This is a genomic window from Xylanibacter sp. (assembly GCF_057607445.1).
In genome coordinates this window covers 70,065-91,219 of record NZ_DBLZAX010000013.1, presented here as the reverse complement: position 1 = coordinate 91,219, position 21,155 = coordinate 70,065, and the positions used below count along the sequence as shown (strand labels likewise).

Here is a 21,155-nt window from a genome sequence, read left to right as displayed (position 1 = left end):
CTTTATTGTTTTTTAAGCCATTTGTCGGCTGTGTCGATGTCTTTCTGCCTCGGAGGCGTAGCATGCTCAAATTTGATTTTAGGCAGAGCCTTTATTGTACGGCTGTCTATTTTGTAATATTTTTCAAATATCGGTGCAAAGTGCTGCAGCCCATATTTATTTATTGTGTCGCATGCGGCATTGTATCCTTTCAGAAACTCCTGCAGTTGCTGCTTTCTCCTCTTGTCTGTCATGGCCTTGCTTCTGAATGCTATCACGCCCAGGCGCATGTCCTTGTCGCGGCTGTCCATGAGCACGTCGTTCTTATATATTCGTGCCGTCGTTGCCTGCGGCTCTGTCAGCAGCATTGCGTCCATCTCGTTGTTGAGAAGCATCTGCAGCCTTAGCGCTACGTCGTTAATCTGCACCTTGAACACCTCTTCCGGTTTTAGCTTAACGCTGTCTGTGGCATAGTCGGCAAGCAGGGCCGTGGCAGAAAATCTTGCCATGGCTATCATCTTGTCGTTAAGCTGCTTTATGTTTCTGATACGCGCCTTGCGGTTGCTTATCAGCTGCCAGTAAGTGTTGGTGGCACTGATGTAGTCGAGACCGGTGCCTTTGGCTTTCATGCGCTGTCCTCTTACCAGGTCTGTAATTCCGCCTTCAGTCTTTTCCGCCTTCAGGGCCGCGTCACAGTCAATCTGCGACATAAACTGCTTTAGCCTTATGTCTGCCTTGGCCGTGTCGAAGAGACATTGCTCCTTGGCAACATACATGGGGAGACAGTCGAGCGTGGGCAGCACTCCTACTTTAAGTGCCAGCGAGTCTTCTTTCTTCCTTTTCTCATATTCGGCCTTTGACTGTTTCCTGGCTTCCTCATACGATTGTCCGCATGCAGTAAGAATCAAGGTTGACAGTAGGAAAATGACAATATGTTTGGCTTTCATATTTTTTTATAAAGATTAAAAGGGCAGCCCGGCTTTTATACACGGGCCGCCCTTCCGGTTTTATTATTAATGTGCGATATTAGTCATCCGTATTTATTGATGTTGCAAAGTTAGCGATTTATTTTGTAACTCAAAAAATAATCACTAATTTTGTATCGAAAAGGATAGTGGGCGGTGAATGTCTGTTTATTGCCTGACATGTCGGCGATTAGTGACTTTTCGTTTTTAAGGCCTTCATGTGCCCCCTTTACGTTTTTATATTATATAAAGGTTATGGCTAAAGACAAGATAGCTTATGTATGTTCCAACTGTGGTCAGGAGTCGACAAAGTGGATTGGCAAGTGTCCGAGCTGCGGTCAGTGGAACACGTTTAAGGAAATCAGAATTTCATCAGACGCAGGCCAAATGGCTGCCACGTCGGCCGCTGCTACAGTGAGACGCACATTAAGAAACGGCGAAAGCCGCGCCGTGTCTCTTTCGGAGATAACGGCTGTAGACGAGCCTCGCATGGACATGCACGACGCCGAGCTGAACAGAGTGCTTGGCGGCGGGCTTGTGCCTGGCTCGATAGTGCTGCTTGGCGGAGAGCCTGGTATAGGAAAGAGCACGCTCACGCTTCAGACGATATTGCGGATGCCCGAACGTAAGATTCTGTATGTTAGCGGTGAGGAAAGCGCCCATCAGCTGAAGATGCGTGCCGACCGCATTGAGCATGGCGACAACGACGGTTGCCTGATTCTTTGCGACACCTCGCTCGAGAGCATATTCAGACATATCAAGGAAATAGCGCCGGAGATAGTTATCATTGACTCTATACAGACAATAAGCACCGAGACCGTTGACAGCTCTGCCGGAAGCATCTCACAGGTGCGCGAGTGCGCATCGGCCTTGTTGCGCTTTGCCAAGTCGAGCGGCATACCTGTTCTCCTTATCGGGCACATCAACAAGGAAGGAAGCCTGGCCGGACCGAAGATTCTTGAACACATCGTTGATACGGTGATACAGTTTGAGGGCGACCAGCATTATATGTACCGCATTCTGCGCTCAATAAAAAACCGATTCGGAAGCACTTCGGATCTGGGCATTTATGAGATGCGCAACGACGGGCTGCGCCCCGTGAGCAATCCGTCGGAACTGCTGCTTACGCAAGACCACGACGGACTGAGCGGCGTGGCCATATCCTCGGCCATTGAAGGCGTGCGCCCGTTTCTTGTAGAGACGCAGGCGCTCGTGTCGACGGCTGCATACGGAACGCCGCAGCGCAGTGCGACGGGCTTCGATCAGCGAAGACTCAACATGCTTCTGGCCGTACTCGAAAAGAGAGTGGGCTTTAAGCTGATGCAGAAAGACGTGTTTATAAACATTGCAGGCGGACTGCGCGTAACTGATCTTGCGATGGACCTTAGTATTATTGCTGCCGTGCTGTCGAGCAATGTCGACACGGCCATCGAGAGCGGCTGGTGTATGGCAGGTGAAGTGGGACTGAGCGGTGAGGTGCGCCCTGTTAGCCGTATTGAACAGCGTGTGGCTGAGGCCGAGAAGCTTGGCTTTACGCATATAATAGTTCCGGCAAACAACATGCAGAGCCTTAACAAGGCAAAGAGCAACATAGAGATTGTGCCCGTGCGCAAGGTTGAAGAAGCGCTGAGAGCATTGTTCGGATAGCAGTGTAGGGCGCCTTAGAGTTTTCTGTTTTTCTGACGTTTAATGCGTCCAGAATGGCTATGCTGACGGCAAAGTCGTTGCTTGGCCGGAAAATATACTGTTTAATGTATTTTTGTGTAATGCGCTTATATACAGCGTGTTACATAAAATACAAGGGAAAGCCGTGTTGCATTAATTTATAAAAGGTATGCTTTTACAGCCTAAAAGGTGGCCTTTTAGGTTGCAAAATGTATGCTTTTGCCCCTCCGTTTGGCTTGTTTAGTTCTTGAAATTCATTGGTTTTTGCCCTGAAACACACTGATTTTGGCGTTATATGGGCATATTTTTGTCATTTATTGCATGTAAAAGTGTAATATATTTCTCTATTTCGCAAATTTATATTGTAATAACTTTTTACTGCGTTCGGTGTGCCTTCCGTCAAAAAGTTTTCTGTTCTTGGTTTCCGTCGTGCAATGCCTCCAACAGCTGAAGCATGTTCATCAGTATGCCGTTTTTATATAAAAGAGAATTATCCTGCTAAACGCTGTGAGGCCGTTTTTGTGTCCTGCCGTTTCTTGTTTCGGCAGATTAAATATTGTCAGTATTATGCAGCTGCGGCAATGCCGTGTAAGTTGAAGCCCGTCGGCGCAAGATGCAAATGCAGCATTAATGCTTGCACATTTGCATGGATATGTGCCGTTTATCAGGTTAAATGCCGTGCGGGGCTTAAAGTTTTTTATGAAAATACGGCAGTTATTCAGACTTAATACTTATCTTTGCGAAATGTTTTAAACAAAAAATAATGTTATAAAATATGAAACTGATCGCTGACAGCGGAAGTACAAAAACAGACTGGTGTGTGATGGACGGCAGCCGTGTCGTCCAACGCATGGCGGGGCAGGGCATCAACCCCTTTCAGCAGTCCCCGCCGGTTATCCTTAAAACAATAACAGACGACGTTGTTTCAAAGATTACGTGTGCCGGAGATATTGACGAGGTATATTTTTATGGCGCAGGATGCCGTGAGGAGATGAAGCCCATGATGCGTGGCGTATTGTCAGAGTGTTTCCCGGGTGCCGTAAAGGTGGATGTAGAAACCGACATGCTCGGTGCTGCCCGTGCCCTGTTTGCCGATGAACCCGGCATTGCCTGCATATTGGGTACAGGGGCAAACTCGTGTATGTATGACGGTAAGAACATCACAGGCAACGTGCCGCCGCTTGGCTATATCCTTGGCGATGAAGGCAGCGGGGCTGTGCTGGGCAAGCTCTTTGTCAACGCGATGTTCAAGGGCGGTGTTTCTGATGCCGTGCGCGACGGCTATCTGAGCGAGTCGGGACTTACGCTTGCGGATATAATAAACAGAGTTTACCGCGAGCCTCTGCCAAACCGCTTTCTGGCAAGCATGTCGCTGTATGTTCACAGGCATCTTGACGATGAGAGAGTAAGGCGGCTCGTGGTGGACAATTTCCGTAATTTCTTCAGGCGCAACGTTGCCCTCTATAGCCATGACGGCTATGCCGTAGGCTGTGTCGGCAGCATGGCATATTGTTATGGCAGTCAGCTGGCAGAAGCAGCGCGTATGGAAGGTTTTGAGGTGGCAAAAGTGCTTAAAAGTCCGATGGAAGGACTCGTGGCATATCATTCTCGTTGATAAGGTGCATGTTTTTGTAAAGATAAAGTTATTTGGCTAAATAAAAAATGTGTATTTATGATTAATCTTTGCAAAATAAATTGTACCTTTGCATGCGTTTGTATATAATTACATTTTTTAAATAAAATATATATGTATTTTATCTTGTTAGTTACCGTTTTGATAACGGCTGTTTTCTTGGTAGTGGCTGCTTTTGTCATCGCTAAGTTGATAGGTCCGCGTACGTACAACAAGGTTAAGGGAGAGCCATTCGAGTGCGGTATACCGACTCACGGTTCTTCATGGATACCTGTGCACGTGGGCTACTATCTGTTCGCAATCCTTTTCTTGGTCTTCGACGTGGAAACAGTATTCCTCTATCCGTGGGCCGTTGTAGTTAAGGAGTTCGGCGTGATGGCTATGGTCAGTATCGGATTCTTTTTGTTAGTCTTAGTGTTTGGCCTTGCTTATGCATGGCGGAAAGGAGCGTTGGAATGGAAGTAAAGAAACCAGTAATCAAGAGTATTCCTTATGCAGAGTTTAAGGATAACGAGACCCTTGAGAGAACCATTCAGGAACTTCATGAGGGCGGAGTCAACGTCATTGTAGGCTCTCTCGATGAAGCCATCAACTGGGGACGCTCAAATTCTTTGTGGTCATTGACTTTTGCCACAAGTTGCTGTGGTATCGAGTTTATGGCAGTAGGTTGCGCCCGTTATGACTTTGCGCGCTTTGGCTTCGAGGTTACACGTAACTCTCCACGTCAGGCCGACCTCATAATGTGTGCCGGTACGATTACTCATAAAATGGCTCCTGTGTTCAAGCGCCTTTATGACCAGATGGCAGAACCGAAATATGTTGTTGCCGTCGGCGGATGCGCTATATCAGGCGGACCGTTCAAGAGCAGCTATCATGTTGTGAGGGGAATCGACGAGATTGTGCCTGTAGACGTTTACGTTCCGGGCTGTCCTCCGCGCCCCGAGGCAATTCTGTATGGCATGATGCAGCTTCAGAGAAAGGTGAAGATAGAGAAGTTCTTCGGTGGAGTTAACCACAAGGAGAAGAAGCCTATCATTGTTGACGGTAATGATGTTGACGAAGAAAAACTGAAGCAGGCATCGGCTGCGCTGAACGATGTTGATTCGTCTGTTTCTAAATAATTAAAAGGGAAGCAATGAAATTAGAAAATAAAGTATTCGAACTGAAGGATTTTGCCCGCGAGATGGCAAAACTGAAGAATGAGAAGCATTTCGACTTCCTCGTTACTATCGTAGGTGAAGATTTTGGTGAAGAAGGACTGGGAGCTGTTTACATCCTCGAAAACACCGAAACACACCAGCGCATGAGCGTAAAGGCTGTTAATGCCGACCGCGATAACGCCTATATCCCAACAGTGAGCAATCTGTGGAAGAGCGCCGACCTGCTTGAACGTGAGGTTTACGACTTCTACGGAATAAAGTTCCTCGGACATAAGGACATGCGCCGCTTGTATCTTCGTTCAGATTTCAATGGATATCCTTTCAGAAAGGACTATGACATGAGTCCTGAAAACAACAAGTATACATTGGAGGATGATCCGGAGCCCGACTACACCGTTGAGTATAACCTTAACGAAGACGGCACGCTGAGCGAGACGAAGCACAAGCTCTTCACAGAAGACGATTATGTGATAAACATAGGTCCTCAGCACCCTGCCACTCACGGTGTGCTGCGTCTGCAGACAATCCTCGACGGTGAGGTTATCAGAAAGGTTTATCCTCATTGCGGATATATCCACCGTGGAGTAGAGAAGATGTGCGAGAGCTATACATATCCGCAGACATTGGCTCTGACCGACCGTCTTGATTACCTTTCAGCCATGATGAACCGTCATGCGCTTGTATCGGTTATCGAAGAAGGTATGGGCATTGAGCTTTCTGACCGTATTAAGTATATCCGCACCATAATGGACGAGCTTCAGCGTCTTGACTCTCACCTGCTGTTCTACAGCTGTTGTGCTCAGGACCTCGGAGCGCTCACTGCATTTATTTATGGTATGCGCGACCGCGAGCAGGTGCTTAACGTTATGGAGGAGACCACCGGCGGACGACTCATTCAGAACTATTATCGTATTGGCGGATGCCAGGCCGACATCGACCCGAACTTTGTCAAGAACGTTAAGAAACTCTGTGAGTACATCAAGCCGATGTTCAAGGAATATCACGACCTCTTTACAGGCAACGTTATTCTGCAGAACCGTTTCAAGGGTGTTGGCGTGCTCTCTAAGGAGGATGCTATATCTTATGGATGTACCGGAGGTACCGGACGTGCTGCAGGATGGCACAATGATGTCAGAAAGTATCATCCTTACGACCTCTACGGCAAGGTTGATTTCAATGAAATCACTTACAACAACGGTGACTGCTTTGACCGTTATATGGTTCGTATGGACGAGATGGAGCAGAGCGTGCGCATACTCGAACAGCTTATCGACAACATTCCTGAAGGCGACTTCTATATCAAGCAGAAGCCTATTATAAAAGTTCCTGAAGGCGAATGGTACACAAGTTGTGAGGGCAGCCGTGGCGAAATTGGTGTTTATCTCAGAAGCGACGGCGGCAAGAATCCTTGCCGACTCAAGTTCCGTCCTATGGGATTGCCGTTGGTTTCAGCCATGGATGAGATTTGCCGCGGTGAGAAGATTGCCGACCTTATATCAATCGGTGCAACTCTCGACTACGTCATCCCTGATATTGACAGATAATCAAAAATATAAAAGTGCATGATGGCCGTACGGCTCTTGAATGCCTTTTATTATTTGAATTTCATAATATATTTAAATTTAAGCAAAGTGTTCGATTTTAGTATAGTAACAACGTGGTTTGACAGCCTTCTCAGAGATACTCTGGGATTGGGCAATTTCTTGTCAATCCTTATTGAATGCGTTTTGGTTGGGCTTATTATTCTTATGGCCTATGCCATGCTCGCCATTGTGCTTATATATATGGAACGTAAGGTCTGCGCCTTCTTCCAGTGCCGTCTTGGCCCGATGCGCGTAGGAAAATGGGGTATCTTCCAGGTCTTTGCCGACGTGGTTAAGATGCTTATAAAAGAAATCTTCCCTGTTGACAAGGCAGATAAACTTTTGTATGCAATAGCTCCGTTCCTCGTTCTTATCGGAAGTGTTGGCGCTTTCTCTTTCATGCCATGGAACAAGGGAGCTGCTATTCTCGATTTCAACGTAGGTATCTTCCTGCTTACAGCTATATCAAGTATAGGTGTAGTTGGTATCTTCCTTGCCGGTTGGGGTTCTAACAACAAGTATTCTGTTGTGTCTGCTATGCGTGGAGCCGTACAGATGATATCTTATGAGATGTCTTTGTGCCTCTGCCTTATCACGGCCGTAGCCTTGACTGGAACAATGAGCCTGACTGGTATTGTTGAGTCGCAGAACGACGGATGGCTTGTTTTCAAAGGCCATATCCCTGCTATTATAGCTTTCCTCGTATTCCTCGTTGCAGGTAATGCTGAGGCTAACCGTGGTCCGTTCGACTTGGCTGAGGCTGAGAGTGAGCTTACCGCCGGTTACCATACAGAGTATTCTGGTATGGGATTCGGTTTCTTCTACTTGGCAGAATACCTCAACATGTTTATCATTGCAGGCGTTGCGTCAACAGTGTTCCTCGGAGGATGGATGCCTCTGCATGTAGCAGGACTTGACGGATTCAATGCCGTAATGGATTACATCCCCGGCATTGTATGGTTCCTGGCCAAGACTTTCTTCCTTGTATGGATACTGCTTTGGATCAAGTGGTCTTATCCTCGTCTTCGTATCGACCAGATACTGAAGCTCGAGTGGAAGTATCTTATGCCGCTGAGTCTGCTTAACCTTGTGCTGATGACTATCGTCGTTGCTCTGGGATGGCATTTCTAAGATGTTAAATTACTGAAAATTAAAAATTATTGAATTTACAGATTAAATGCAGAAAACTGTTGTTCATTGATTCTTTAATTTCTTAACGTAAAAAATAATGGAAGATAATAATAAATCTTATTTTGGTGGAATTAAGTTTGGTCTGAAGTCTTTGCTTACAGGTCTTGGTGTCACCTTCCGTGAGTATCTTACAAAGAAGGTTACCGAGCAGTATCCGGAGAACAGAAAGACCACGCTCCATGTTTCGCCGCGCCATCGCGGACGCCTTATAATGCCACAGGATGCTGAAGGCAACAATAAGTGCATCGCATGCAAACTTTGCGAGATGGCTTGTCCTAACGGTACGATTAAAGTCGTACAGAAGACAATTGAGACAGAGGACGGTAAGAAAAAACGTGTCCTTGATGATTATATTTATGATTTGGGCGAATGTATGTTCTGTGAGTTGTGTGTAAACGCATGTCCTCATGAGGCCATTAAGTTTGTGAACGACTTTGAGAACTCAACCTTTGGAAGAGACAAGCTTGTCTTGCATCTTGACAAAGAGAAGTTTGAGCCTGCATTGCCGAATATCGAGGATGGCGGTACTCCATTGGAGATCGGTGTCTTTAATACTAAAATTAAATAAAAGGAGAACGTAGATATGGCTAATATGGTAATGTTTATAATTCTTGCTGTTGTCATTTTAGGTTCTGCACTTATGTGCGTAATGACAAAGCGGATAATGAGAGCGGCCACTTTCTTGCTGTTCGTTCTTTTGGGTGTTGCTGGTTTATACTTCCTTCTTGACTACACTTTCCTTGGCGCAGCCCAGATAAGTGTTTATGCCGGAGGTGTAACTATGATTTATATTTTTGCAATACAGCTTGTAAGCAAGCGCACATTGCAGGGACTTGTAGAGCGCTTGAAAGGTAGCCGCGTTGTATGTGGCGCGCTTATAACCTTGATAAGTCTTGTTACGGTCGTTGCAGTGTTCTTGAAGAACAAGTTTATCGATATGGCAGTGCAGATGCCTGATGAGGAAGTTTCAATGAATGTCATTGGCAACACTTTGATGGGTTCTGAGAAATATCAGTATGTGCTTCCGTTCGAGTTTATCTCTGTATTCTTGCTGGCTTGCATTATTGGTGGAATCGTAATATCTAGAAAGGAGTAATAATTTATGATACCAGTAGAATATTTCTTTGTGCTTTCAGCACTGTTGTTTTTTATCGGTGTATTCGGATTTATAACCCGTCGCAACCTGATTGCAATGTTGATTTCTGTTGAGTTGATTCTCAACTCTGTTGATATCAACTTTGCAGCATTCAACCGCTTGTTGTTCCCCGGACAGATGGAAGGTTTCTTCTTCACTTTGTTCAGCATCGGCGTAAGTGCTGCGGAAACAGCTGTTGCAGTGGCAATTATTATTAATGTTTACCGCAACTTCAATAGTGATCAGGTGAACTGTATTGAAAACATGAAAAATTAGTGCGTTATGGATTATGGTTTTGTATTTTTAATACTCTTGTTACCGGCGCTGACATTTATTTTACTCGGATTGGCGGGTATGAAGATGTCGCATAAAGTGGCCGGTCTTATCGGAACATGCTCTATCGCTGTTGTTACAGTGCTTTGCTACTACGCTGCGTTTGAGTATTTTCTGGTTCAGGGAAGAGACGCTGCCACAGGTCTTTATCCTACGGTAACGGCATTTGATATTACATGGCTTAGATTTTCTGAGCTGCTGACATTTAATATCGGTTTCCGCATCACTCCGATTTCTGCGATGATGCTTATCGTTATATCAACAGTCAGCCTGATGGTCCACATCTATTCATTCGGCTATATGCATGGAGAGAAGGGCTTTCAGCGTTACTATGCGTTCTTGAGCCTGTTTACAATGTCAATGCTCGGATTGGTTGTAGCTACAAACATCTTCCAGATGTATCTGTTCTGGGAGCTTGTGGGAGTTTCTTCTTATCTCCTTATCGGCTTCTACTATCCTATGCATGCCGCAGTGGCAGCTTCAAAGAAGGCATTTATCGTAACACGTTTTGCCGACTTGTTCTTCCTTATCGGTATTCTTATCTACAGCTTCTATGTAGGTACATTTAATTACGATCTGTCTCAGATGTCACCTGCACAGATGACAGCGCTCAATCAGGCCGGTTGGATTATGCCTACAGCATTGTTCCTTATGTTTATCGGTGGTGCCGGTAAGAGTGCAATGTTCCCGTTGCATATCTGGTTGCCCGATGCTATGGAAGGTCCTACACCTGTCAGTGCTCTTATCCATGCTGCAACCATGGTCGTTGCCGGAGTTTATCTCGTGGCAAGTCTGTTCCCGATATTTGTCAAGTTTGCGCCGGAGGCTTTGCACTGGGTTGCCTATATAGCAGCGTTTACAGCTTTCTATGCAGCAGCCGTTGCATGCTGTCAGAGCGATATCAAACGTGTGCTTGCATTCTCAACAATTTCTCAGATCGGTTTCATGCTTGTTGCTCTTGGCGTATGTATGCCAGATCCTGAAACAGGAGCTGTTGCCATGACTGCAGAATATGCTGATGCAAACGGACTTGGTTATATGGCCGGAATGTATCATCTGTTCACACACGCCATGTTTAAGGCTTGTCTGTTCTTGGGTGCCGGTTGTATCATCCATGCCGTTCATTCTAATGAGAAGATGTACATGGGCGGACTGCGTAAGTATATGCCTGTAACACATTGGACATTCCTTATCTCATGTCTTGCAATTGCAGGTATACCGTTCTTCTCAGGATTCTGCTCTAAGGATGAAATCTTGGTAGCTTGCTATAACTTCTCACCTGTAATGGGTGCGATAATGAGCGGCATTGCTGCTATGACAGCATTCTATATGTTCCGTCTGTATTATGTAATCTTCTGGGGCAAGAGCTATTATGAAACTCACAAGGCAGAGGGCGCACATCAGCCTCATGAAGCTCCGCTGACAATGACAGTACCTCTTATAATTCTTTCTGTCATAACAATGTTGGTAGGTATCTTCGGTACATTGCATGTATTTGAGTTTGGCGAGTTTGTTTCTGCCAACGGTGTTGCATTCGGCACACATACCAACTGGTTTGTTGCAGGAGTCAGCACAGTGCTTGCAATATGCGGTATCGGTCTTGCTACTTATATGTATAAAGGTGAGGAGACTCCTGTTGCAGACATGCTTGCCCGTAAGTTCCCGAAACTTCATCGTGCAGCTTACAAGCGTTTCTACATGGATGAGGTATGGATGTTTGTTACACATAAGATAATCTTCAAGTGTGTGAGCACTCCATTGGCATGGTTCGACCGCCATGTTGTTGACGGAGCTATGAACTTTATGGCTTGGGGTACGAATGAAGCCGGAGAAAGCATACGTGGCTGGCAGAGCGGTGACGTGCGCCAGTATGCAGTATGGTTCCTCACAGGTGCTATTGCATTAGTGTTGTTATGTATTTGTCTATAAAAGAAAACCGGTAAAATGAGTATATTAAGTTTATTTGTAGTTTTTCCCGTACTGATGCTGTTGGGTCTTTGGCTGGCCCGCAACCTTAATCAGGTACGTGGCGTAATGGTTGCAGGATCATCATGTCTTTTGATTTTGTCAATCTGGCTTACGGTAACATTCATACAGATGCGTGCTGGAGGCAACACAGACGAGATGTTGTTCACATACAGCATTCCTTGGTTTGCGCCGCTGAACATTGCCTACTCTGTAGGTGTTGACGGTATATCTGTGGTTATGCTTCTGCTTTCAAGCATCATCGTGTTTACTGGTACTTTTGCATCTTGGCAGCTGAAACCCATGACAAAGGAATACTTCCTGTGGTTTACTCTGCTGAGCACCGGTGTGTATGGCTTCTTCATCAGCACCGACCTGTTCACAATGTTTATGTTCTATGAGGTTGCCCTCATCCCTATGTATCTTCTTATCGGTGTATGGGGTAGCGGTAACAAGGAGTATTCAGCAATGAAGCTTACTCTTATGCTCATGGGCGGATCTGCATTGTTGATTCTTGGTATTATCGGAATCTATTTCGGTAGCGGTGCAACCACGATGAACATCCTTGAGATTGCAGCAATGCATAATATTCCTGTTGAAGTTCAGAAGGTGTTCTTCCCGTTCGTGTTTATCGGATTCGGCGTTCTCGGAGCACTGTTCCCGTTCCACACATGGAGCCCCGACGGTCACGCATCAGCGCCTACAGCTGTGTCAATGCTTCACGCCGGCGTGCTTATGAAGCTTGGAGGTTATGGCTGCTTCCGCATTGCCATGTTCCTTCTGCCTGATGCAGCTCACGAGCTTGGATGGATATTCCTGATCCTTACAACAATCTCTGTTGTATATGGTGCTCTGTCTGCATGTGTTCAGACTGACTTGAAGTATATCAATGCATATTCTTCTGTTTCTCACTGCGGTCTTGTATTGTTCGCATTGCTTATGATGACCAAGACAGCTTGCACAGGAGCTATTCTTCAGATGCTTTCTCACGGATTGATGACAGCCTTGTTCTTCGCCCTCATCGGTATGATCTACGGCCGTACACACACACGTGACGTACGCAAGCTTGGCGGTCTGATGAAGATTATGCCTTTCCTCAGCGTGGGTTATGTTATCGCCGGTTTGGCTAACCTCGGTTTGCCGGGCTTCTCAGGATTCGTAGCTGAGATGACAATCTTTGTCGGTTCTTTTGCTAATAACGATGTGTTCCACCGTACATGTACAATCGTAGCTTGTACAAGTATTGTTGTTACGGCTGTCTACATCTTGCGTGTTGTCGGCAAGATTCTTTATCAGAAGGTTGCTGATCCGCATTATCTGACACTTACCGACGCAACATGGGATGAGCGCGTGGCTGTATGCTGCCTTATATTCTGCGTAGCAGGACTTGGTCTTGCTCCGTTGTGGGCCAGTGAGGTTATCGACAATGCAATGATACCAATCCTTGACCAGATTAACAATGTTTCAGCTATTGCATCAATATAATAAATCAGCAGAAAAATGAATTACAGTCAATTTCTTAATATGATTCCGGAAGCCACATTGATGGCTATCCTTATTATCGTCTTTATTGCCGATTTTGCATCATCGCGCAACAGTGAGCGCAAGTGGTTCAATCCGCTGGTTTGCATTCTGATGCTTGCTCAGGTGATTATCAACATCTTCCCTCAGGAGCCGGTTTCGGCATTTGGCGGAATGTATGTTACAACATCGGCTGTGAACGTTATGAAGACTATTCTGGCTGCAGGTACACTCATCGTGCTCATTCAGAGCCGTAAGTGGCTGAGCCGTCAGGATACATCTTTCAAAGAAGGCGAGTTCTACATGCTAACTGTTTCAACCCTGCTCGGTATGAACATGATGATGAGCGCCGGCCACTTCCTGATGTTCTTCCTCGGACTCGAAATGGCATCTGTGCCTATGGCATGTCTTGTTGCGCTCGACAAATACCGTCATAATTCAGCTGAGGCAGCAGCCAAGTTTATCCTTACTGCTACATTCTCAAGCGGAATAATGCTTTATGGTATTTCGTTCATCTATGGTGGAGTAGGTACTCTCTATTTCGATGACGTTGCAACAGTTCTTGCTCAGAAGCAGAACCTTACAATGAACGTAATGGGTATGGTATTCTTCATGAGCGGATTAGGATTCAAGATCAGCCTTGTTCCTTTCCACTTCTGGACTGCCGACACATATCAGGGTGCTCCTACAACGGTTACAGGTTATCTTAGCGTAATCTCTAAGGGTGCTGCCGCATTTACACTCATGGCTATCCTCATGAAGGTGTTTGCTCCGCTCACTCCGTATTGGACTTACGTTATGTACGTGCTCGTTGTGCTCAGCATCACCATTGCCAACCTGTTTGCCATCCGTCAGAAAGAGCTCAAGCGCTTCATGGCCTTCAGTTCTATCTCACAGGCAGGTTACATCATGCTGGCAGTTATTGGCGACAATGCTCTTGGCGTAGCTGCCCTGTCTTACTATGTGCTGGTTTATGTAGTGGCCAACCTTGCAGTATTCACCGTAATCAGCGTTGTTGAGGAAAACAACAATGGTGTTACCAAGATGGATGCATACAACGGCTTCTATACAACTAACCCCAAACTGTCATTGCTTATGACGTTTGCGCTGTTCTCTCTCGGCGGTATTCCTCCGTTTGCAGGTATGTTCAGCAAGTTCTTCGTCTTCATGGCAGCATTGGAGGAAGGTTCTGTACTTACTCACATAGTAGTGTTCGTTGCTTTGATCAACACAGTGATAAGTCTTTACTACTATCTTCTCATTGTTAAGGCAATGTACATCAAGTCTGCCGAGAATCCTCTGCCTACATTCAAGAGCGACTGCAACACAAAACTGGCTCTTGCCATCTGCACAGCCGGTGTGCTTCTTTGCGGTGTATGCAGCTTCTTCTATGACTGGATATGGGCATCAATTTAATGTTGAAGTTTAGTTGACAAAAACATTATAACAAGCGTGGCCAAAGACATGGTTTTACACCGGTCTTTGGCCATGTTGTTTTTCAGAGCCTTGCATCTCAATTTATGTCTGCCTTGCATCCCATGTTTTTCCTTTGGTTATAAATCGTCCATTTCTGATAGATTTGCCGGTAAAAAATATTGTCAAAATTATTTTCCGTTCTAGAAAAATAAATCCACAATATTCTTGTTTCTTGCCGTTTTTCATGCACTTCAGCCTGCTTGTTCATGCATATTTTTGTTGTTTTTTGCCTGAATTACATTGGTTTGTGCAGCAAAAAGCAGCCTTTTGCGTTGCAAAAGACGGCTTTTTGCATTGTAAAATGTGCCCTTTTATGATGCAAAACGTGGTCTTTTGCATTGTCTGATTTCCCGCTATATTTTCTTGTTTGGGCTAATCTCTTGATATACAGCGCGTTAAGCGTGAAGCGCGATTTTACGATAAATCTTTCTTTTAGGCTGTTATTTTCTCGCCATGCCACTTCTGGAACCCTTAACCGGAAAGGGGCTATAAGCTGATTGTTCCTGAATATCCCATTCTGTTCAGAATATTTTAGCCGCAGTTGCGGCTCATTATTCGTGCATGTAAGCTCATATTTGTTGGTAAATTATCGTAGAATGTCGTTATTTTTATGTATGTTTGCATCACGAAAAAATGATTTGCGATGGAGAATCTGAAAGATAAAAAGATTGCAGTACTGCTTTCCGGCGGAGTAGACAGCTCAGTGGTGGTTTATGAGTTGGCCCGTCAGGGATTGCATCCCGATTGCTTTTATATAAAGATAGGTCCCGAGGAAGAAGAGGAGTGGGACTGTTCGAGCGAGGAAGACCTCGAGATGGCCACAGCCGTTGCTGCCAGATATGGCTGCAGGCTGCAGGTGATCGACTGTCATAAGGAGTATTGGGAGCAGGTTACTAAATATACTATGGACAAGGTGCGCAACGGTCTTACGCCCAATCCCGACGTGATGTGCAACCGTCTGATAAAGTTTGGAGCTTTCGACCAGAAAGCCGGGCACGATTATGACTTGATAGCAACAGGGCATTATGCACAGACCGAAATTATAGACGGGCAGAAGTGGCTCGTTACAAGTCCCGATCCGGTGAAAGACCAGACCGATTTTCTTGCCCAGATATACGACTGGCAGTTGCGCAAGGCATTGTTTCCAATAGGACATTACATGAAGGAAGAGGTGCGCGAGATTGCCGAACGCGAACATCTTGTTAATGCAAAGCGTAAGGACAGTCAGGGCATCTGTTTTCTTGGAAAGATAAATTATAATGATTACATACGGCGCTATCTCGGTGAAAATCCCGGCGACGTGCTCGAGCTGGAGACTGGAAAGAAGCTTGGCAAGCACAAAGGCTTGTGGTTTCACACTATAGGTCAGCGCCACGGACTCGGTTTCGGAGGCGGACCCTGGTATGCAGTCAAGAAGGACATGAAGCAGAACATACTTTATGTAAGTAAGGGATATGAGCCGCTTACGGCTTATAAGAAAGACTTCAGCATACATGATTTCCATTTCCTTACATGCAATCCTTGGGGCGATGCCGGTGAGGTAAGCGTAACGTTCAAGATACGTCATACGCCAGAATATCATCCGGCAAGGCTCGAACGTAAGGCAGATGGCGAATATGTGGTGCATTCAGAACATCTTATACAAGGTGTTGCTCCCGGCCAGTTCTGTGTGGTTTATGATGAAGACCATCACAAATGTTTCGGCAGTGCTGAGATTTCATGGAGCGAATAGCTCGCTCCACGGATATTGTCGTCAGCAATTATCTTGATGTAAAGGAAAGAAAAGTGTAACAGAAAAATCATACGATTATGTTATTGTCAACAACTCAGACCATTGAAGGCAGACCTGTAAGGGAGTATCTCGGCGTAGTAACGGGCGAGGTTATTGTAGGTGCCAATGTGTTTAAGGATTTTCTGGCTGGTGTCAGAGATTTCTTCGGAGGCCGTAGCAGCTCTTATGAGGGAGTGTTGCGCAAGGCTAAAGACAATGCGCTGGCAGAGATGACGCAGCGTGCCGAGGCTCTTGGAGCCAATGCCGTTGTCGGTATTGATCTCGATTATGAAACTGTAGGCGAGTCAGGCTCAATGCTTATGGTGTCGTGCAGCGGAACAGCAGTGATTCTTTAGGATGTATGTCTGTGGCGTTATAGCCAATTTTGCTTTATTGATTTTTATGACGGCTGCTTATTCTGTAATGAGTTTGTAAGCCGTCAAGTGGCTTATGCTAATAATTCTTAACTTTAAATGTTTGCCTATTTTGTGTAAATGTTGTAACTTTGCACTCTAAAATTAAATCAAAGAAATAAATTAAAGATGACTCACAATTTGTTGAAAGGTAAGCGCGGTATTATTTTCGGCGCGCTTAATGAAGAATCCATAGCATGGAAAGTAGCCGTGAAGGCTGTAGAAGAAGGCGCCTCAATAACCTTGAGCAACACAGCAATGGCGCTGCGCATGGGTACACTTGATCAGCTGAGCAAGCAGCTCAACGCTCCTGTCATAGCAGCTGATGCTACAAGTGTTGAGGATTTGGAGAAGGTATTTGCCGAGTCTGTTCAGCTGCTTGGCGGAAAAATCGACTTCGTGCTCCATTCTATCGGAATGAGTCCTAACGTGCGTAAGCACCGTACATACGACGATCTTGATTACAATTATCTGCAGAAGACTCTCGACATTTCTGCCATCTCTTTCCACAAGATGTTGCAGGTTGCCAAGAAGCAAGATGCCATTGCCGAGTATGGTTCAGTGGTTGCCCTCACTTATGTTGCAGCTCAGCGTACATTCTTCGGTTACAACGATATGGCAGACGCCAAGAGCATGCTTGAGAGCATAGCACGCAGCTTCGGATATATTTATGGACGTGAGAAGAATGTCCGCATCAACACAATCTCTCAGTCACCTACACCTACTACAGCAGGTAAGGGAATTAAGGACATGGACAACCTCATGGATTTTGCCAACAAGATGTCTCCGCTCGGCAACGCTGATGCTGAAGAGTGTGCAAACTATTGCGTAATGATGTTCTCTGACTTCACACGTAAGGTGACAATGCAGAATCTTTATCATGACGGTGGGTTCTCTTCAATGGGTATGAGCCTTCGTGCCATGAACCAGTATGCTAAGGACCTTGCTCCTTATGAAGATGAAAACGGAAAGATAATCTACGGATAATACGTTTTTTCAACAGTACTATTATAAGCGAAAGGACAATGCCCATGTGGGTATTGTCCTTTTATTTATGTTTGCCAACTAAAGATTTTTTGTTCTTTACAGTTATTCTGGTCCTGCGGTATTTTGTTTTTTCGTTAGCGGTTTTTCCAGTTTTCGCTTAGTATATCCCACGAATCCCTGAATGAAGGCATGCTTTCAAATATCAAGTTGGCTCCTTCGTCTGCAAGCATCTTTTGTGGCAGCGGACCTGTGTTTACAGCAACGGTGAATACGTTGGCAGCAACTCCGGCTCTTACTCCCAGTGGAGCATTTTCAACAACAATGGCTTCCCACGGCATGACGCCCGCCTTCTTCAGTCCGCAGAGGTAGGGCTCCGGGTTGGGTTTTCCGTGTTTCACGTCAAAGCTGCTGATTATCAGTTCATGGTGTATAAGTCCGTTGAACTCGCTTTCTAATTTTTCCAGCAAACTTCTTTGCCCGCTTCCTGTTACAACAACAATTTTCAGACCGTCAGTTTTTATTTTTCTCATAAGTTCTTCAACGCCATCCATCTTCTCTGCTTTGGGGCATTTTCTGAACTCGTTTGATTTCTCTTCATACATGTTGGCGGCTTCTTCGTCTGTCAGTTCTTTGTTCCATTGGCGCTTGGCCAATAGCTTTATCGTTTCAACACCCCTCATCCCTTCATATTGGTAGGCTTCTTCCGGTGAGATATTCAGTCCGAACCTCTCCATCGACTTATGCCAGCTGACAGCATGAAAGGGCATGCTGTTATATAGAACTCCGTCCATGTCAAAAAGAACGGCTTTGGGCTTAAAAGCCTCAAAGCCGTGTCTTTCTAGATATTGTTTAATTTCTTTTTCAAACATAATATGTCATATAGTTTGATTATACGCACATACGCAGATTTACTTGCGCTTATTTTGCGCTTTTAGCGTACCTTCTTAGTCCTTTAGCCATGAATCGCTCATGGCTTTTCCGGATATGATTATTTCTCTTTTGCGAGGCGTTCCTTTATTGCTTTGCTGTCTTCCTCGTATCCGGGTTTGTCAAGAAGGGCAAACATATTCTTCTTGTAAGCCTCAACACCGGGCTGGTTAAACGGATTAACTCCTAATATATTGCCGCTTATACCGCAGGCTTTTTCAAAGAAGTATATAAGTTGTCCGATGTAGTATTCATTCAGCACGGGGACTGAAATTCTGATGTTTGGCACACCTCCGTCAACATGTGCGAGGCGTGTTCCGAGCTCTGCCATCTTGTTCACTTCGTCAACACGTTTGCCGGCAAGGAAGTTCAGACCGTCAAGATTTTCCTCGTCGTTAGGGAAGAGGAGTTTCTTTGCAGGCTCTTCAACGCTGATAACAGTTTCGTATATTGAGCGTTCGCCCTGCTGAATCCACTGTCCCATAGAGTGAAGGTCTGTCGTGAAGTCGCATGAAGCAGGGAATATACCCTTGTTGTCCTTACCTTCACTTTCGCCGAACAGCTGCTTCCACCATTCGCTGATGAAGTGCAGTTTGGGCTGGTAGTTAACCATTATTTCGATTTTCTTACCTGCCTGATCATAAAGTCCGTTGCGTACAGCAGCATAAACGGCTGCCGGGTTCTCTTCATAGGCAACATCCTTTCCGCATGCTTTTTCCATATCAGCAGCACCTTCAACAAGTTTTGTTATGTCAAATCCAGCACATGCTATTGGCAGAAGACCTACAGGAGTGAGCACAGAGAAGCGTCCGCCTACGTTGTCTGGAATAACAAATGTTTTGTAACCTTCCTTGTCGGCAGCTGCTCTTGCAGCACCTTTCGTTGCATCAGTAACGGCAACTATGACTTTCTTTGCCTCTTCTTTGCCTCTTTGCTCCTCGCATTGTTTCTTCAGCAGTCTGAATGTGAGGGCAGTCTCTGTTGTTGTTCCTGATTTAGATATGTTGATTACGCCAAATTTTTTGTCTTTAAGATATTCAGTCAGTTCATACAGATAGTCTTCGCCGATGTTGTTTCCTGCGAAAAGAATTGTTGGGTTGCTCTTGTCGCCGATTAACCATGAGAAAGAGTTGCTCAAGGCTTCAATCACTGCACGTGCTCCAAGGTAGCTTCCGCCGATACCTGCAACGACAATAGCCTCGCAGTTTTCGCGTAAAGTGTTTGCGCAGTCTTGTATTTCTTTCAGAAATTCAGGTGTTATAGATGATGGCAAATGTAGCCAGCCTAAGAAATCATTGCCAGGGCAAGTGCCGTTTTCAAGAGCCTCTTGTGCCTCTTTTACTTTAGCTTCATAATTTTTTACTGTTCCTTCTTTAAGAAACTGAACGGCTTTAGATACATCTAATGTGATATTTTTCATTGCTTATTGATTTTTGTGATTCTTATCTGAAAGAATCGGTTAATAGCTTTATTTCAATTTGTGGAGATATGCGTTCGTACAAAATGTTGTAAACGGCATCAAGGATAGGCATGTTTACATGGCAGTGGCGGTTAATCTCTTTCATGCATTTTGTGCCAAAATAGCCTTCGGCAATCATTTCCATCTCAATCTGAGCGCTCTTTATGCTGTATCCTTTGCCGATCATTGTTCCGAATGTGCGGTTTCGCGAGAAGTTGGAATATCCCGTAACAAGCAGGTCGCCAAGATAAACTGAGTCGGTTATGTTACGGTCTATGGGATGTATTGTCTTGAGAAAGCGCGACATCTCCTGTACCGCATTTGACATAAGTACCGATTGGAAGTTGTCTCCATACTTAAGGCCGCTGCATACTCCGGCTGCGATCGCATAGACATTCTTCAGCACAGACGAGTATTCAATGCCGATAACATCGCTGCTGATTTTAGTCTTGATGAATTCGCTGGCCAGTATCTCAGAGAACGCCAGCGCCTTTTCGCGGTCGCTGCATCCTACAGTCAGGTATGAAAGACGCTCAAGAGCCACTTCTTCGGCATGTGACGGACCTCCAAGACATGCCAAGTTTTCGTAAGGAACATCATAAACCTGATGGAAATATTCTGAACACACCAGGTTCTCGTCAGGCACAATACCTTTTATTGCGGTAATTACGAATTTGTCTTTAATTCGTGTCTTCAGCTTTTTCAGATGATTTTTTAGGTAAGGTGAAGGTGTAACGAATATAAGAGTGTCGTATGCCTGAACGATTTTGTTGATGTCGCTCGAGAATTCTATTTCGTCAATGTTGAAGCGAACGCTTGTAAGATATGCCGGATTGTGTCCGAGCCTCCTGAAGTCTTCTATGCGGTCGTCACGGCGCATATACCATCCTAAATGATGTGTGTGCCCCACCACAATCTTGGCAATGGCGGTAGCCCAGCTTCCGCCGCCAATAACTGCTATTCTTCCGCAATCGTACATCTTTTCGATTTAT

The 21,155-nt window shown here is 45.3% G+C and carries 19 protein-coding genes; 15 read left to right on the top strand and 4 right to left on the bottom strand.

The features are described from left to right. Positions 1–2 precede the first annotated feature (2 nt). Positions 3–926, bottom strand: a complete 924-nt coding sequence (locus tag ACZMIG_RS10840; protein WP_053398477.1) for an ABC transporter substrate-binding protein — start codon at positions 924–926, stop codon at positions 3–5. A gap of 273 nt (positions 927–1,199) precedes the next feature. On the opposite strand from ACZMIG_RS10840, the gene radA reads away from it, so the two are divergent. The 15 genes from radA to ACZMIG_RS10765 all read left to right on the top strand — a co-directional run bounded on the left by radA (position 1,200) and on the right by ACZMIG_RS10765 (position 17,777). Beyond that, on the top strand, positions 1,200–2,591 hold the full coding sequence (gene radA / locus ACZMIG_RS10835; RefSeq protein WP_487889541.1) for a DNA repair protein RadA: 1,392 nt from the start codon (positions 1,200–1,202) through the stop codon (positions 2,589–2,591). Positions 2,592–3,384: 793 nt separating this feature from the next. Then, positions 3,385–4,224: an ATPase gene (locus ACZMIG_RS10830; protein ID WP_418874676.1), complete on the top strand. Its 840-nt coding sequence runs from the start codon at positions 3,385–3,387 to the stop codon at positions 4,222–4,224. 132 nt (positions 4,225–4,356) lie between these two features. After that, entirely contained in the window at positions 4,357–4,707 is a 351-nt protein-coding gene (locus ACZMIG_RS10825) for an NADH-quinone oxidoreductase subunit A (protein ID WP_021854186.1), read from the top strand. Continuing rightward, positions 4,698–5,363 carry an NADH-quinone oxidoreductase subunit B gene (locus ACZMIG_RS10820; RefSeq protein WP_021854185.1) on the top strand — a complete coding sequence of 222 codons (666 nt, stop codon included), beginning with the start codon at positions 4,698–4,700 and terminating at the stop codon, positions 5,361–5,363. The genes ACZMIG_RS10825 and ACZMIG_RS10820 overlap by 10 nt, the downstream gene beginning before the upstream one ends. A 14-nt stretch (positions 5,364–5,377) precedes the next feature. Then, positions 5,378–6,946 carry an NADH-quinone oxidoreductase subunit D gene (locus ACZMIG_RS10815; protein WP_021854184.1) on the top strand — a complete coding sequence of 523 codons (1,569 nt, stop codon included), beginning with the start codon at positions 5,378–5,380 and terminating at the stop codon, positions 6,944–6,946. Between the two features lie 87 nt (positions 6,947–7,033). Beyond that, positions 7,034–8,116, top strand: a complete 1,083-nt coding sequence (gene nuoH / locus ACZMIG_RS10810; RefSeq protein WP_053398488.1) for an NADH-quinone oxidoreductase subunit NuoH — start codon at positions 7,034–7,036, stop codon at positions 8,114–8,116. A gap of 97 nt (positions 8,117–8,213) precedes the next feature. Continuing rightward, entirely contained in the window at positions 8,214–8,744 is a 531-nt protein-coding gene (locus ACZMIG_RS10805; RefSeq protein WP_021854182.1) for a NuoI/complex I 23 kDa subunit family protein, read from the top strand. 15 nt (positions 8,745–8,759) lie between these two features. After that, positions 8,760–9,272 carry an NADH-quinone oxidoreductase subunit J family protein gene (locus ACZMIG_RS10800; protein ID WP_418874677.1) on the top strand — a complete coding sequence of 171 codons (513 nt, stop codon included), beginning with the start codon at positions 8,760–8,762 and terminating at the stop codon, positions 9,270–9,272. A gap of 6 nt (positions 9,273–9,278) precedes the next feature. Beyond that, positions 9,279–9,587, top strand: a complete 309-nt coding sequence (gene nuoK / locus ACZMIG_RS10795; protein ID WP_021854180.1) for an NADH-quinone oxidoreductase subunit NuoK — start codon at positions 9,279–9,281, stop codon at positions 9,585–9,587. 6 nt (positions 9,588–9,593) lie between these two features. Next, entirely contained in the window at positions 9,594–11,573 is a 1,980-nt protein-coding gene (locus ACZMIG_RS10790; protein ID WP_021854179.1) for an NADH-quinone oxidoreductase subunit 5 family protein, read from the top strand. Positions 11,574–11,588: 15 nt separating this feature from the next. Then, on the top strand, positions 11,589–13,094 hold the full coding sequence (locus tag ACZMIG_RS10785; protein WP_021854178.1) for a complex I subunit 4 family protein: 1,506 nt from the start codon (positions 11,589–11,591) through the stop codon (positions 13,092–13,094). Positions 13,095–13,109: 15 nt separating this feature from the next. Then, positions 13,110–14,546 carry an NADH-quinone oxidoreductase subunit N gene (locus tag ACZMIG_RS10780; RefSeq protein WP_021854177.1) on the top strand — a complete coding sequence of 479 codons (1,437 nt, stop codon included), beginning with the start codon at positions 13,110–13,112 and terminating at the stop codon, positions 14,544–14,546. A 703-nt stretch (positions 14,547–15,249) separates the two neighbouring features. Further along, complete coding sequence (gene mnmA / locus ACZMIG_RS10775; RefSeq protein ID WP_125104019.1) at positions 15,250–16,338, top strand: tRNA 2-thiouridine(34) synthase MnmA; 1,089 nt, start codon at positions 15,250–15,252, stop codon at positions 16,336–16,338. 77 nt (positions 16,339–16,415) lie between these two features. After that, on the top strand, positions 16,416–16,733 hold the full coding sequence (locus ACZMIG_RS10770) for a heavy metal-binding domain-containing protein (protein ID WP_021854174.1): 318 nt from the start codon (positions 16,416–16,418) through the stop codon (positions 16,731–16,733). Positions 16,734–16,919: 186 nt separating this feature from the next. After that, entirely contained in the window at positions 16,920–17,777 is an 858-nt protein-coding gene (locus ACZMIG_RS10765) for an enoyl-ACP reductase FabI (protein ID WP_125104020.1), read from the top strand. 134 nt (positions 17,778–17,911) lie between these two features. Here ACZMIG_RS10765 and ACZMIG_RS10760 read toward each other — a convergent pair whose 3' ends face one another. The 3 genes from ACZMIG_RS10760 to ACZMIG_RS10750 all read right to left on the bottom strand — a co-directional run bounded on the left by ACZMIG_RS10760 (position 17,912) and on the right by ACZMIG_RS10750 (position 21,142). Beyond that, positions 17,912–18,646: an inorganic diphosphatase gene (locus ACZMIG_RS10760; protein ID WP_418874870.1), complete on the bottom strand. Its 735-nt coding sequence runs from the start codon at positions 18,644–18,646 to the stop codon at positions 17,912–17,914. Positions 18,647–18,765: 119 nt separating this feature from the next. Next, positions 18,766–20,124 carry a glucose-6-phosphate isomerase gene (locus tag ACZMIG_RS10755; protein WP_302023620.1) on the bottom strand — a complete coding sequence of 453 codons (1,359 nt, stop codon included), beginning with the start codon at positions 20,122–20,124 and terminating at the stop codon, positions 18,766–18,768. A 22-nt stretch (positions 20,125–20,146) separates the two neighbouring features. Then, positions 20,147–21,142: an NAD(P)H-dependent glycerol-3-phosphate dehydrogenase gene (locus ACZMIG_RS10750; protein WP_053398469.1), complete on the bottom strand. Its 996-nt coding sequence runs from the start codon at positions 21,140–21,142 to the stop codon at positions 20,147–20,149. Positions 21,143–21,155 lie beyond the last annotated feature (13 nt).